At 77.6% G+C, this 15,081-nt stretch carries 1 protein-coding gene and 1 pseudogene; both read right to left on the bottom strand.

What is annotated here, in order from left to right; genetic code table 11:
• Positions 1–3: 3 nt before the first annotated feature.
• A pseudogene (locus ACLQ2W_RS21090) lies at positions 4–5,610 on the bottom strand (type I polyketide synthase); the annotation flags it as partial.
• A gap of 25 nt (positions 5,611–5,635) precedes the next feature.
• Positions 5,636–15,070 carry a type I polyketide synthase gene (locus tag ACLQ2W_RS21085; RefSeq protein ID WP_425787891.1) on the bottom strand — a complete coding sequence of 3,145 codons (9,435 nt, stop codon included), beginning with the start codon at positions 15,068–15,070 and terminating at the stop codon, positions 5,636–5,638.
• Positions 15,071–15,081 lie beyond the last annotated feature (11 nt).

The following is a 15,081-nucleotide window of genomic DNA, read 5'->3' as shown; positions in this document are numbered from 1 at the left end:
GCCTCACAGCCCCCGCTCGGTGAGCCACGCGTCGACGGTGGCGGCGAGTTCCGGGCCGCGTTCGCCGACCATGGTGAAGTGGTCGCCGGCCGCGTCCCGCGTCTCGTGCGGGTACGGCCACACCGACTTCCACCCGTCGGGTTCCCCGGTCCACTCCCCCAGCGGCTCGCCGGCGCGTACGAGCAGCGTCGGCGCGGCCATCGGCGTGGGGTTCCAGTCCAGGAACAGCGGCAGGTAGCCGGCCCACGCGGTGGCCCGGTGGTCGTCCATCGGGGTGTACGCGCTGTCCCGCTCGACCATCCCGTCGAGCAGTTGCGAGGTCCAGCCGCCGAGCACCTCGCTGCCGGCCGGGTAGGTGTCCATCAGCACCACGGCGGCCGGGGCACGGCCCTGCCGCTCCAGCTCGGCGGCGAGCAGGTTGGCCACCATCGCGCCGCCGGAGTGGCCGGCCAGCACGAAGTCGCCGGATCCGACCGCGCGCAGCACGGTGTCCGCGTGCACCCGCAGCAGCGCGTCGAGGTCGGCGGGCAGCTCCTCGCCGACGCCGAAGCCGGGGTTGGGCAGCGCCCACACGTCCCGCCGGCCGCGCATTCCGGCGGCGACGCGGGCGTACTCGTGCGCGCCGGAGAGCAGCGACATGGTGCAGCAGCAGACCACCGGCGTGGCCGGCCCGTCGGCCAGCCGCATGACGGCCGCCGGTCGGGTCAGCTCCTCCGGGGTGCGGAAGCTGGGCCGGAACTGGGCGAGCTTGACCAGCAGCTCGGCGTACCCGGCCGCGTCGGCGCGCGCCTTGGGCTGCCGGAACAGCCCGCCGAGCAGGCCGCCCGCGCCCTCCGGTGACGCCGCGTCGGCGGGCGCGTCGGCGGCCGGCCCGCCGAGGATCGCGCCGAGCAGGTGGCCGGCCAGCGCGACCGGGGTGGGGTGGTCGAAGAGCAGGGTGGCGGACAGCTCCGCGCCGGTCTCCTGGCGCAGCGCGTCGCGCAGTTCCAGCGCGGTGAGCGAGTCGAAGCCCAACTCCAGGAAGTCCCGGTCCTCCTCGACCGCGCCCGGCCCGGCGTGTCCGAGGACGGTGGCGGCCTGCGCCCGGACCAGGTCCAGCAGGATCCGGTGCCGGTCGGCGGCGGGCACGGCGGCCAGCCGGTCCCGCAGCGCGGTCGCCGGGTCGGAGCCGGTCCCGGTGGCCGGGGCGGTCGGTTCGGTCACCGCGTCCGGCACGCCGCGCAGCAGCGGAGCGGGCCGGACCGCGGTGAACGCGGGCACGAACGCCGGCCAGTCGACGTCCGCGACGGCGACCTCGTCGCCGCCGGCGGCGACGGCCCGGTCCAGCGCGTCGAGGGCCACGTCGGGGTCCAGCGGGCGGATGCCCCGGCGGCGGAGCTGCTCCGGGTCGGCGACCTCGCCGTGCCACGGCGCCCACGCCAGCACGGTGGCCGGTCGACCGGCGGCGCGGCGGCGGGCGGCGAGGGCGGCCAGGCCGGCGCCGGTCGCGGCGGTGACCGCGGCGCCGCCGCTGCCCCAGGTGGCGGCCGTGGAGACGAAGATCAGGAACTTGTCGACCGGGTGGTCGGCGCAGGCGGCGTCGAGCCGGGTCACCGCGGCCAGGTGCGCGCCGACGGTTTCGGCCAACCGGTCCGGATCGGCCGCCGCGACCGGCTCGCCGGCCCCGCCGGCGTCGGCCACGTGCAGCACGGTACGCACCGGCGTGCCGGCCGCGGCCAGTCGCGCCAACGCGGCGGACAGCGCGTCCGGGCCGGCCACGGTGGTCACCTCGACGCCGTGCACCGTGGTCCGCTCGACGCCGTCGACGGTGGTCCGCTCGACGCCGTCCGTGATCTGCTCGGCGCCGTCCGCCGTGGTCCGCCCGTCACCGGCCCGGTCGGTGTCGGCCGGCCGGGGTGGACCGGCCAGCAGCAGGTGGGTCGCGCCCGCCTCGGCGAGTCGGCGCAGCAGGTACGGGCGGCGGACCGGGGCGTCGCCGTGCACCAGCACCGCGCCGTCCGGCCGCCACGGGCGGTCGACGCCGGCCGGCGCGCGTTCCAGCCGGCGGGCGCGCAGGTTACCGGCGCGGATCGCGAGCTGGTCCTCGACGCCGTCCCCGGCCACCACGCGGGCGAGCCGGGCGGCGTCCGGGCCGGCCGGTTCGGCGGGCAGGTCCAGCAGGCCGCCCCAGAGCCGGGGGTGTTCCAACGCCAGCACCCGGCCGAGGCCCCAGACGGTGGCGACCGCCGGGTCGGGCGCCGGGTCGTCGGCGTCGACGGCGACCGCGCCCCGGGTGACGCACCACAGCGGCGCGGTGACCCCGGCGTCGGTGAGCGCCCGCACCAGCGCGACGGTGCCGGCGAGGACGTCCGCGCCGGCGGTGGCCGTCGCTCCGGCCGCGCCGGTTCCCGGCCCCGGTCCGGCCGCCGGCGATCCGGTGTCCGCCGACGCGTGACCGGCGGCGACGGCGGGCAGCAGCGAGATCACCCGGACCGGGGTGACCGTGCCGAGGCGGTCGCGCAGCGCGGCGACCGGGTCGACGCCGGGCGGCGCCGGTACGGGCACCGGGTCCAGGCCCTCGGCGCGTACCGCGTCGGTCACGGCGTCGAGCAGGTCGCCGGGTGGGCCGACGACCAGGCACGGGCCGGCCGGCGCGGCGCCGGTCGGCGGGTCGACCGGGGTCCAGCCGGTCCGGTAGCGCAGTCCGTCCAGGGTGGCCGTCCGGCGGCGACGGTCCCGGTAGCCGGTCAGCGCCGGCAGCAGGTCGCCGAGCGGGCCGGCGGCGTCGTCGTCGAGACCGAGCAGGGCGGCCAGCGCGGCCGGGTCGCCGTCCTCGGCGGTGGACCAGAACTCGCCGTCGGCCGGGTCGGCGGGGCGCGGGCCCAGGTCGAGCCGGATCGGGTCGGGCCAGAACCGCTCGTGCGCGAACGCGTACGTGGGCAGGTCGACCCGGGTCGCGTCGGTGCCGGCGAACAGCGCGGGCCAGCGTACGCCGGCGCCGCGCAGGTCCACGGCGGCGAGCGCGGCGAGCAGGCCGGCCGGTTCGGACAGCTCGCGCCGGGCGACCGGCACGAACGCGGCCGGCTCGGCGTCGGGCAGGCACTCGCGGGCCAGCGCGGTCAGCGCGGCGTCCGGGCCCAGGTCCAGGAAGGTGCCGGTCCCGGCGGCGGCGAGCGTGGCCACCGCCGACGAGAACCGCACCGTGTCGCGGACGTGCTCGACCCAGTAGCCCGGGTCGGTGGCCTGCGCGTCGGTGAGCGGCTCGCCGGTGCGGTCGGAGACCAGCGGCACGCTCGGCGGCTGCCAGGTGAGTTTCTCGGCGACCACCCGGAACTCGGCCAGCATGTCGTCCATCCGGGCCGAGTGGAACGCGTGGCCGACCCGCAGCCGGCGGGTCCGGCGGCCCTGGGCGGCGAGCCGTTCCCCGGCCGCGAGCACCGCGTCCTCGTCGCCGGAGAGCACCACCGACTCGGGGCCGTTCACCGCGGCCAGCGCCACCCGCGCGTCGAGCAGCGGCGTCACCTCGGCGGCGGACGCGCGGACCGCGAGCATCGCGCCGCCGGCCGGCAGCGCCTGCATGAGCCGGGCCCGGGCGGCCACCAGCGTGGCCGCGTCAGGCAGCGACAGCACGCCGGCGACGTGCGCGGCGGCCAGCTCGCCGACGGAGTGGCCGAGCAGGTGCGCCGGGCGCAGGCCGAGCGCGGTGACCAGCCGGTACGCGGCCACCTGGTAGGCGAAGAGCGCGGGCTGGGTCCACTCGGTGCGGTCCAGCAGCGCCGCCTCGGGGGTGTCCGGCGCGGCGAACGCCACCTCGCGCAGCGGCCGGCTCAGGTGCCTGTCGAGTTCGGCGGCCACCTCGTCGAACGCGGCGGCGAAGACCGGGAACCGGCGGTGCAGCTCGGCGCCCATGCCGGGCCGCTGGCCGCCCTGCCCCGGAAAGAGGACGGCGAGCTTGCCGGCGGTCCGGGCCACGCCGCGGACCACGCCGGGCGCGGGCCGGTCCTCGGCGACCGCGCGCAGCCCGGCGCGCAGCGCCGCCGGGTCGTCGCCGGTGACCGCGGCCCGGTGCGGCAGCGCCGCCCGCGTGGTGAGCAGCGCGTACGCGACGTCGGCCGGGCGCAGGTCGGGGTGGGCGTCGAGGTGCTCCAGCAGCCGGCGGGCCTGCCCGGCGAGCGCCGGCCCGGAGCGCGCGGAGACCACCCAGGGCGCCGGCGGGGCGGGACGTCCGGCCGGCGGGGTCGGCGGGTCCTCGACCTGTTCGATGACGGCGTGGGCGTTGGTGCCGCTGACGCCGAACGCGGAGACGCCGGCCCGGCGCGGCTGACCGGTCGCCGGCCACTGCCGCGCGTCGGTCAGCAGTTCCACCGCGCCGGCCGTCCAGTCGACGTGCGGGGTGGGCCGGTCGACGTGCAGCGTGGCCGGGAGCCGGCCGTGCCGCATGGCCAGCACCATCTTGATGATGCCGGCGACGCCGGCGGCGGCCTGGGTGTGGCCGATGTTCGACTTGACGGAGCCGAGCAGCAGCGGCGTGGCCCGGTCCTGCCCATAGGTCGCCAGCAGCGCCTGCGCCTCGATCGGGTCACCGAGCGTGGTGCCGGTGCCGTGCGCCTCCACCACGTCCACCTCGGCGGCGGTGAGCCCGGCGTTGGCCAGCGCGGCCCGGATCACCTTCCGCTGGGCGGGACCGTTGGGCGCGGTGAGGCCGCTGCTGGCGCCGTCCTGGTTGACCGCGGTGCCGCGCACCACGGCGAGCACCGGGTGGCCGTGGCGGCGGGCGTCGGAGAGCCGTTCGACGAGCAGCATGCCGACGCCCTCGGACCAGCCGGTGCCGTCGGCGGCGGCGGCGAACGACTTGCACCGGCCGTCGGTGGACAGGCCGCGCTGCCGGGAGAACTCCACGAAGACGGTGGGGGTGGCCATCACGGACACGCCGCCGGCCAGCGCCAGCGTGCACTCCCCCAGCCGCAGCGCCTGGCAGGCCAGGTGCAGCGCGACGAGCGACGACGAGCAGGCGGTGTCGACGGTGATCGCCGGGCCCTCCAGGCCCAGCGCGTACGCGATCCGGCCGCTGGCCACCGCCGCCGCGCTGCCGGTGCCGAGGTAGCCCTCGACGCCGCCGCCGACGCCGGTGAGCAGCGCCGCGTAGTCGCCCTGGCTGCTGGTGGCCGCGTACACGCCGGTGGGCGCGCCGCGCAGCGCGGTGGGGTCGACGCCGGCCGACTCGAACGCCTCCCACGCGGTCTCCAGCAGCAGCCGCTGCTGCGGGTCCATGGCGAGGGCCTCGCGCGGGCTGATGCCGAAGAACGCCGGGTCGAAGTCGCCGGCGTCGGGCAGGAAACCGCCGTCGCGGACGTAGGAGGTGCCCCGGCTGGCCGGGTCGGTGTCGTAGAGCGCGTCGAGGTCCCAGCCCCGGTCGGCGGGGAACGGCGCCATCGCGTCGCGGCCGGCGTCGACCAGCTCCCAGAGCTGCTCGGGCGAGCGCACCCCGCCGGGGAAACGGCAGCTCATCCCGATGATCGCCACCGGTTCGGTGAGCCGGTCGGCGAGCTGCTGGTTCTGCTGCTTGAGTTTCTGGTTGTCCAGCAGCGACGCGCGCAGCGCGCCGACCACCTCGTCCAGCGAGACGCTCATCGGGCCCTCCCTGCGGCCGGCCGGGTCACGAGTCGGATCCTTCGAGCGCCATCCGGACCAGTCCGGCGACGTCGAGGTCGTGGATCTCGGCCGCCGGCACGTCCGGGGCCGGGTCGGCGGCCGGCGCGGTGGTGTCGTGGCCGAGGCGCAGCAACTGGTCGAGCAGGCCGGCCTGGCGCAGCCGGTCCAGCGGGATGGCCGCGAGGACCCGCCGGACCGTCTCCTCGTCGGCGCCGCCGGCCGGCTCGTCGCCGCCGGGGAACAGCTCGTCGTCGAGGTACGCGGCCAGCCCGGCCGGGGTCGGGTAGTCGAACACCACGGTGGTGGGCAGCTCCCACCCGGTCGCGGCGGTGAGCAGGTTGCGCAGCTCCACCGCGGTCAGCGAGTCGAACCCGAGGTCGAGGAAGCCCCGTTCCGGCTCGACCGCGTCGACCGAGGGGTGGCCGAGCACCTTCGCCGCGTCGGTGCGTACCAGGTCCAGCAGCGCGTCCCGGCGGTCGTCGGCGGGCAGCGCGCGCAGTTCGGCGAGCCGGTCCCGGCCCGCCGGCCCGGTCGTCGTCGCCGGCGGCGGCTCGGCGGCGGCGGTGGCGAGCGCCCGCACGGCCGGCAGGTCGGCCAGCAGCGGGCTGGGCCGCAGCGAGGTGAACAGCGGGTGGAACGTGGCCCAGTCGACGTCGGCGACGGTGACGCAGGTGTCGTCGGCGGCGAGCGCGTGCCGCAGCCCGGCCATCGCCGGTTCGGGCGGCAGCACCCGCAGGCCGCGGCGGCGCAGTTGCTCCGGCGCGTCGTCGTCGAACATGCCGGACTCGGTCCACGGCCCCCAGGCCACCGACGTGGCGGGCAGCCCGTGCGCCCGCCGGCGCTCGGCGAACGCGTCCAGCGCGGCGTTGCCGGCGGCGTATCCGCCCTGCCCGCCGCTGCCCCAGGTGGCGGCGATGGAGGAGAAGAGCACGAACGCGTCCAGTTCGACGCCGTCGAGCAGCTCGTCGAGCAGCTCCGCGCCGGCCAGTTTCGGGCCGATGACGTACGCCAGGTCCTCCAGCGTGGTCTCGGCCAGCGGCACCACCTCGCTGACGCCGGCGGCGTGCACCACCGCGCGCAGCGGCGGCCCGTCGGCGCGCAGGTCGGCGAGCAGCGCGGCCATGGCGGTCCGGTCGGCGGCGTCGGCGCGGGCGACCCGGCAGTCGACGCCGGACGCGGTCAGCTCGGCCAGCAGGTCCGCCGCGCCCGGCGTGTCGACGCCGCGCCGGCTGGTCAGCACGATGCGTTCGGCGCCGGCGTCGGCCACCCAGCGGGCCACGTGCCCGCCGAGCGCGCCGGTGCCGCCGGTGATCAGGACGGTGTCGCGCGGCTGCCACGGCGTCGGGTCACCGTCGGTGGGCGCGCTGGCGAGCCGCCGGGCGTACGTCCCGTCGGCGCGTACCGCGAGCTGGTCCTCGGCGGTGGTGGTCAGCAGTGTGGCGAGCCGGCGGGCGGTGTCGTCGTCCACGGTGGCGGGCAGGTCGACCAGGCCGGCCCAGCGGGCGGGCTGTTCCAGCGCGGCGACCCGGCCGAGGCCCCACAGCGCCGCCTGCCGGGGGCTGGGCGGGGTGTCGCCGACGTCGACCGCGCCCCGGGTGGCGCACCAGAGCCGGGCCGGCGCGTCCAGGTCGGTGAGCGCCTGGAGCAGTCCGACGGTGGCGGCCAGGCCGCGCGGCAGCGTCGGGTGCTCGGCGTGCGGCGTCTCGTCCAGCCCGAGCAGCGACAGGATGTGCACGGGCCCGTCAGCGGTGGCGGCGGTGACCAGGTCGGTCAGCCGGGCGGCCAGTTCGTCGGCGTCGGCGGCGGTGTCCACCGGCGCGGTGGTGGCCGCCGGGCCGAGCACGCCGGCCAGCGTGACCAGGTCCGGTTCGGCGGCCCGGTCGGCGGGCAGCAGCACCAGCCAGCGGCCCGGACCGTCCGGCGCGGGCCCGGTGGTGGCGTCGACCGGCTCCCAGCGCACCCGGTAGCGGCTGCCGTCCACCACCGACCGTTCCCGGCCGCGTCGCCGCCACGCCGACAGCGCCGGCAGCACCGCGTCGAACGGCTGGTCCGGGGCCACGTCCAGCTCGGTGAGCAGGCCGTCCAGGTCCTCGGCCTCGACGGCCGCCCAGAACCGGCGTTCCACGGCGGTGTCCTCGGCGGGCGGCGCGGTCAACCAGGCCGGCGGCTGCGGCCAGTAACGCTGCCTGTCGAACACGTGGGTGGGCAGGTCGGCCGGCTGCGGGTCGGCGTCGGCGTGGAGCGCGGGCCAGTCCACGCCCACGCCGTGCACGTGCAACGCGGCGACCGCGCGCAGCAGGGTGAGCGGTTCCGGCCGGTCCCGGCGCAGCGTGGGCAGCACCGGCGGGACCGGCCCGTGGGCGGCCAGCACGCCCTGGGCCGGCGCGGTGAGCACCGCGTCCGGGCCGACCTCGAGGTACGCGGTGCAGCCGTGCTCGCGCAGCGCGGTGACCGCGTCGGCGAAGCGGACGGTGTCGCGGGCGTGCCGGGCCCAGTAGCCGGGCGCGCCGATGCCGGCCACGTCGACCGGCGCGCCGGTGACGGTGGAGATCAGCGGCACGGTCGGCGGGTGGTGCGGCAGCCGGGCGGCGAGCGCGGCCAACTCGTCGAGCACCGGTTCCATCAGCGGGCTGTGGAACGCGTGGCTGACGGTGAGCCGTCGGGTGCGTACCCCCCGGGCGGTCCAGTCGGCGGCGGCCCGGTCGACGGCGTCGGTGGGGCCGGCGACCACGACGGCGGCGGGGCCGTTGACCGCGGCGAGCGCGAGCCCGTCGGCGAGCGTGGCGCGGACGTCGTCCTCGCTCGCGGCGACCGCGAGCATGGCGCCGCCGGCGGGCAGCGCCTGCATGAGCCGCCCCCGGGCGGCGACCAGTTCGGCGGCGTCGGCGAGGGTGAGCACGCCGGCGGCATGGGCGGCGGCGAACTCGCCGATGGAGTGCCCGGCCACCGCGTCCGGGCGCAGGCCCCACGCGGTGAGCAGCCGGAACAGCGCCACCTCGACGGCGAACAGCGCCGGCTGGGTGAACTCGGTGCGGTCCAGCAACGCCGCGATGTCGGTGCCAGGGTCGGCGTCGAGCAGCGGGCGCAACGGCCGGGACAGGTGCGGGTCGAGCGCGGCGCACGCCTCGGTCAGCGCGTCGGCGAACACCGGGTACGCGGCGGCCAGCTCGCGGCCCATGCCGGGGCGTTGCGCGCCCTGCCCGGAGAACAGGTACGCCACCCGGGGCCGGCCGGTCACCGCGCCGGTGACCAGCGCGGGCGAGTCGTCGCCGGTGGCCAGCGCGCGGAGCCCGGCGCGCAGCGCCCGCCGGTCGGTGGCGAGCACCACCGCGCGGTGGTCCAGCGCGGCCCGGGACACCGCCGAGGACCAGCCGACGTCGACAAGCGGGGGCGCGGTCGGCCCGGCGAGCCGTTCGGCCCACGGCGTGGCCTGCGCGGCCAGCGACGCGGCGGTACGCGCGGACAGCAGCACCGGCACCACCGGCGGCTCCGCCGGCTCACCGGTCGGCACCGGCGGCTCGGGGGCCTGCTCCAGGATGGTGTGGGCGTTGGTGCCGCTGATGCCGAACGAGGAGACGGCGGCGCGGCGCGGCCGGCCGGTCAGCGGCCAGGGCCGCCCCTCGGTCAGCAGGTCCACCGAGCCGGTCGTCCAGTCCACCTGGTCGCTGGGCGCGTCGACGTGCAGCGTCGGCGGCAGGTAGCCGTGGCGCAGCGCGAGGATCATCTTGATCACGCCGGCGACACCGGCGGCGGCCTGGGTGTGGCCGATGTTCGACTTGATCGAGCCGAGCAGCAGCGGCCGGTCCTCGGGGCGGCCCTGCCCGTACGTGGCGAGCAGCGCCTGCGCCTCGATCGGGTCGCCGAGCCGGGTGCCGGTGCCGTGCGCCTCGACCGCGTCCACGTCGCCCGCGTCGAGCCGGGCGTTGGCCAGCGCCGCGCGGATGACCCGCTGCTGGGCCGGCCCGTTGGGGGCGGTGAGCCCGTTGGACGCGCCGTCCTGGTTGACCGCGCTGCCCCGCACCACGGCGAGCACCGGGTGGCCGTTGCGGCGGGCGTCGGAGAGCCGCTCGACGAGCAGCACGCCGACGCCCTCCCCCCAGCTCGTGCCGTCGGCGCCGGCCGCGAACGCCTTGACCCGGCTGTCCGGGGACAGTCCGCGTTGCCGGCTGAAGCCGACGAACACGCCGGGGGTGGACATCACGGTGACGCCGGCGACCAGCGCCAGGGAACACTCGGCGGCGCGCAGCGCCTGGCCGGCCCAGTGCAGCGCGACGAGCGACGAGGAGCAGGCGGTGTCGACGGACACGGCCGGCCCTTCCAGCCCGAGCGTGTACGACACCCGGCCGGACAGCACGCTGCCGGCGTTGCCGGTCATCAGGTGCCCCTCGGCGCCCTCCGCGGTGAGCATGAGGTTGCGGTAGTCCTGGTAGTTGGTGCCGACGAAGACGCCGGTGGGGGTGCCGCGCAGCGTCCGCGGGTCGATGCCGGCGCGTTCGATCGCCTCCCACGAGGTCTCCAACAGCAGCCGCTGCTGCGGGTCCATGGCGAGCGCCTCGCGCGGGCTGATGCCGAAGAAGCCGGGGTCGAAGTCGGCGACGTCGGGCAGGAAGCCGCCCTGGCGGGCGTAGCTGGTGCCCTCGACGGCCGGGTCGGTGTCGAAGAGCCGGTCGAGGTCCCAGCCCCGGTCGGTGGGGAAGTCGCCGATGGCGTCGCCGCCGGCGGCGAGCAGTTGCCACAGCCGTTCCGGGTCGTCCGCGCCGCCGGGGAAGCGGCAGCTCATCGCCACCACGGCCAGCGGCTCGTCGGGGGTGGCCACGGCGGCCGGCCCGTCGACCGGCGCGCCGGCGCCGGTGAGCAGCTCGTCGAGGTGCCCGGCGAGCACCGCCGGGTTCGGGTAGTCGAACGCGAGCGTGGCGGGCAGCCGCAGCTCGGTCGCGGTGGCGAGCAGGTTGCGCAGGTCCACCGCGGTCAGCGAGTCGAGGCCGAGGTCGCGGAACGGGCGGGTGACCGGCACGTCGTCGGCGGCGCCGTAGCCGAGCGCGGTGGCGGCGCACTGGCGGACCAGGTCGCGCAGCGTCTCGGTACGTTCGGCGGCGGTGCGGCCGGCGAGCTGCCGGGCCAGCGCCGAGCCGGGCTGGTCGACCGGTTCGGGCGTGGTCGGCGTCTCCGCCGGGCGCAGCGCGTCCCGGACCTCGGGCAGGTCGCCGAGCAGCGGGCTGGGCCGGACCAGCGCGAACGCGGGCGCGAAGCGGCCCCAGTCGACGTCGGCGACGACCACTGTGGGTTCGTCGCGGCCCAGCGCCCGGGCCAGCGCCGCGACGGCCAGCTCCGGGTCCATGGCGACCATGCCGCCGCGGCGCAGCCGCTGCTGGGCGCGTTCGTTGTCGGCGGGCAGGCCGGCGCCGGCCCAGGCGCCCCACGCCACGGAGAGCGCCGGCAGCCCGTCGGCGCGACGCCGGTGGGCGAGCGCGTCGAGGTGGGCGTTGGCCGCGCCGTACGCGCCCTGGCCGGCGTTGCCGGTGGTGCCGGCGACGGAGGAGAAGAGCACGAACGCGTCCAGCTCGTGGTCGCGGGTGAGCGCGTCGAGGTGGTCGGCGGCGGCGCTCTTGGGCGCGGCGACGGTGTGCAGGCGGGCCGGGGTGACGGTGTCCACGATGCCGTCGTCGAGCACGGCGGCGGTGTGCAGCACGGCCCGCAGCGGCGCGTCGTCGGGCAGGTCGGCGAGGAGCGCGGCGAGCTGGTCGCGGTCGGTGACGTCGCAGCGGGCCACGGTGACGCGTACCCCGAGGTCGGTCAGCTCGGCGGCGAGGTCGCCGGCGCCGGGAGCGTCGGGGCCGCGGCGGCTGGCCAGCAGCACGTGCGCGGCGCCGGCGCGGGCGGCCCAGCGGGCCAGGTGCCCGCCGAGGCCACCGGTGCCGCCGGTGATCAGCACGGTGTCGCGGAGCCGGACGGTGTCGTCGGCGAGGTCGGTGTCGCGGGTGAGCCGGCGGGCGTGGGCGCCGGTGTCGCGGACGGCGATCTGGTCCTCGGGCCCGTCGGCGCCGAGCACCGCGCCGAGCAGCGCGGCGGTGGTGGCGTCGAGCCGGTCGGGCAGGTCGACCAGGCCGCGCCAGCGGGCCGGGTGTTCCAGCGCGACGGCCCGGCCGAGGCCCCAGACGGCGGCGGCGGCCGGGTCGGGGGCGGGATCGGTGTCGCCGGTGGTGACGGCGCGGCGGGTGGCGCACCAGAGCGGCGCCTCGACGCCGAGCGCGCCGAGCGCCTGGACCAGGTGGGCGGTGCCGGTGACGCCGAGCGTGGTGGCCGGGTGCTCGGGGTGGGCGCGTCCGTCGAGGCCGAGCAGGGAGAGCACGGCGGCAGGCCCGTCGGCGGGCAGCGCGGCGCGCAGCCGGTCGGCGAGCGCGGCCGGATCGTCGGCCGGGTCGACGGGCACGGGTACGGCGTCGGCGCCGACGTTGCCGAGCGCGCCGAGCACGCCGGTGACGAGCGGGTCGTCGGCCAGGTCGGCGGGTACCGGGACCAGCCAGGCGCCGGTGAGCCGGGTCAGCGGCAGGTCGGGCAGCGGAGTCCAGGTGACCCGGTAGTGCCAGCGGTCGGGGTCGGGTTCGCCGTCGCGGTCGGTGACGAAGCGGGGCGGGGCGGGCCAGTACCGCTGGTGGTCGAACGCGTAGGTGGGCAGCGCGACGGTGTCCGTGCCGGCGAGGACCGTGGTCAGGTCGACGGGCAGACCGATGCTGTACGCGGTGGCCAGGTTGGTCAGCAGCCGGGTCGGGTCGTCCTCGCCCCGCCGCAGCGTGGACAGCGTGTGCCCGGCGGTGCCGAGGTCGTCCAGGATCGCGGTCACCGGCATGGTCAGCACCGGATGCGGGCTGATCTCCACGAACGTCGTGTGACCGGCCTCGATCGCGGTACGCACCGCGGTGTCGAACCGCACGGTCTGCCGCAGGTTGTCGTACCAGTAGTCGGCCGTCATCGTCGCCGGGTCCACCCAGTCCCCGGTCAACGTGGACACCAGCCGGGTGTGACCGGGCTGCGGCGTCACGTCCGCCAGGTCGGTGCGGAGCTGCTGGGCGACGCCCTCCACGGCGGCGGAGTGCGAGGCGTAGTCGACCGGGATCAACCGGGCCCGAATGCCGTCGGCCTGACACGACTCGACCAGATCGGCGACGGCCTGCGGCGGACCGGAGACCACCACGGTCGCCGGGCCGTTGACCGCCGCGATTCCCACGCCCGCGAAGCGTGACCCGTTCGCGGCCGGGCCGCCGGTCTTGTCGCGGGTCGATCCCGCGCCGACGGACGCCGTCGCGCTTCCGGCCAGCCGTGCGGTGACGTCGTCGGCGGACAGGTCGACCGATGCCATCGTGCCGGTGCCGCGCAGCACCGACAGCGCCCGCGACCGCAACGCCACCGTCTTCGCGGCGTCATCCAGGGACAGGATCCCCGCCACACACGCCGCGCCGATCTCGCCCTGCGAGTGCCCGACCACGGCCTGCGGGTTGACACCCACGTGCCGCCACACGGCAGCCAGGGCGACACCCACCGCCCACAGCACCGGCTGCACCACCTCGACCCGGTCCAACCACGACTCGTCGTCACCGGTCAACACCGACACCAGATCGACGTCGAGGTAAGGAGAGAGGGCCACCTGACACTCGGCCAACGCCGCGTCGAACGGCACGCACCGGCCCACCAGACCCGCCGCCATCCGCGCCGACTGCGCGCCCTGACCCGGGAACACGAACACCGGGCCGGCGGGCCGCTCCGCGGTGCCGGTCACGACGGTCGGCGACGGCGTACCCGCCGCGAGCGCGTCCAGACCGGACAGCAGCTCCTCGGCCGACGACCCGAGCACCACGGCCCGCTTGTCGAACGCCGACCGGGTGGTGGCCAACGACCAGGCCACCGTCGCCGGGTCGGCCGGGTGCGCGCGCAGGTGCGCGGCCAGCCGGCCGGCCTGCCCGGCGAGGCCGCCCCGGGTCCGGGCGGAGACCGGCCAGGCGGTGACGTCGGCGGCGAGCAGTCCCGGGGTGGGGACGGCGGCGGGCGGCGCGGGCGCCTCCGGCGCCTGCTCCACGATGACGTGCGCGTTGGTGCCGGAGATGCCGAACGACGACACCGCCGCCCGGCGGGGCCGGTCGCGTTCCGGCCACGGCCGCGCCGACGTCACCAGCTCCAGCGCGCCGGACGACCAGTCGATGTGCGGGGACGGCTCGTCGACGTGCAGCGTCGCCGGCACCAGTCCGTGCCGGATGGCCAGCACCACCTTGATCACCCCGGCCACGCCGGCGGCGGCCTGGGCGTGCCCGATGTTCGACTTCACCGAGCCGAGCAGCGCCGGCCCGGCGTCGCCGCGGTCCTGCCCGTACGTGGCCAGCAGCGCCTGCGCCTCGATCGGGTCACCCAGGTTGGTGCCGGTGCCGTGCGCCTCGATGAGGTCCACGTCGGCGGTGGCCAGCCGGGCGGCGGTGAGCGCCTGGCTGATCACGCGCTGCTGGGCGGGCCCGTTCGGGGCGGTCAGCCCGTTCGACGCGCCGTCCTGGTTGACCGCGCTGCCGCGCAGCACCGCGAGCACCGGGTGCCCGTTGCGGCGGGCGTCGGAGAGCCGCTCCACCAACAGCCAGCCGACGCCCTCGGAGAACCCGGCGCCGTCGGCGGCGGCGGCGAAGGAGCGGCACCGACCGTCCGGGGAAAGCGCGCGCTGCCGGCTCGACCCGATGTAGAGGCCGGGGGTGGCCATCACGGTGACGCCACCGGCGAGCGCCAGCTCGCACTCCCCCGCCCGCAGCGCCTGCGCGGCCAGGTGCAGCGCGACCAGCGAGGACGAGCAGGCGGTGTCGATGGAGACGGCCGGGCCCTCCAGGCCGAGCGTGTACGACACCCGGCCGGAGGCGACCGCCGCCGCCCCGCCGGTCATCGAGTGGCCCTCGTCGCCGTCGGGCGACATCATCAGCAGCGTGCCGTAGTCCTGCCCGTTGGTGCCGACGAACACCCCGGTGCGGCTGCCGCGCAGCGTGGCGGGGTCGATGCCGGCGGACTCGACGGCCTCCCACGCGGTCTCCAGCAGCAGCCGCTGCTGCGGGTCCATGGTGAGCGCCTCGCGGGGGCTGATGCCGAAGAACGCGGCGTCGAAGTCCCCGGCCCCGTCGAGGAAGCCGCCCTCGCGGGCGTACGAGGTGCCGGGGTGGTCGGGGTCGGGATGGTAGAGCCGGTCGAGGTCCCAGCCCCGGTCGTCGGGGAACGGGGCGACCGCGTCCCGGCCGTCGGTCAGCAACTCCCACAGGTCCTGCGGGTCGCGGACGCCACCGGGCAGCCGGCAGCTCATCGCGACGATCGCCACCGGCTCCAGTTCCTGGGACTGGGCCTCGCTGAGCCGGCGGCGGGTGTCGTGCAGGTCCGCCATGACCCGCTTGAGGTAGTCGCGGAGCTTGTCTTCATTGGCCATCGGTAGCCGCT

The sequence above is a fragment of the Micromonospora sp. DT227 genome (assembly GCF_049841835.1).
Taxonomy (GTDB): domain Bacteria; phylum Actinomycetota; class Actinomycetes; order Mycobacteriales; family Micromonosporaceae; genus Micromonospora.
Note: the sequence above shows the minus strand (reverse complement) of the source record. Positions and strands in the feature narration are given on the sequence as shown.

Coding starts and splice junctions, on each gene's coding strand:
- ACLQ2W_RS21085 (WP_425787891.1), bottom strand. CDS start 15,070: ATGGCCAATGAAGACAAGCTCCGCGACTACCTCAAGCGGGTCATGGCG.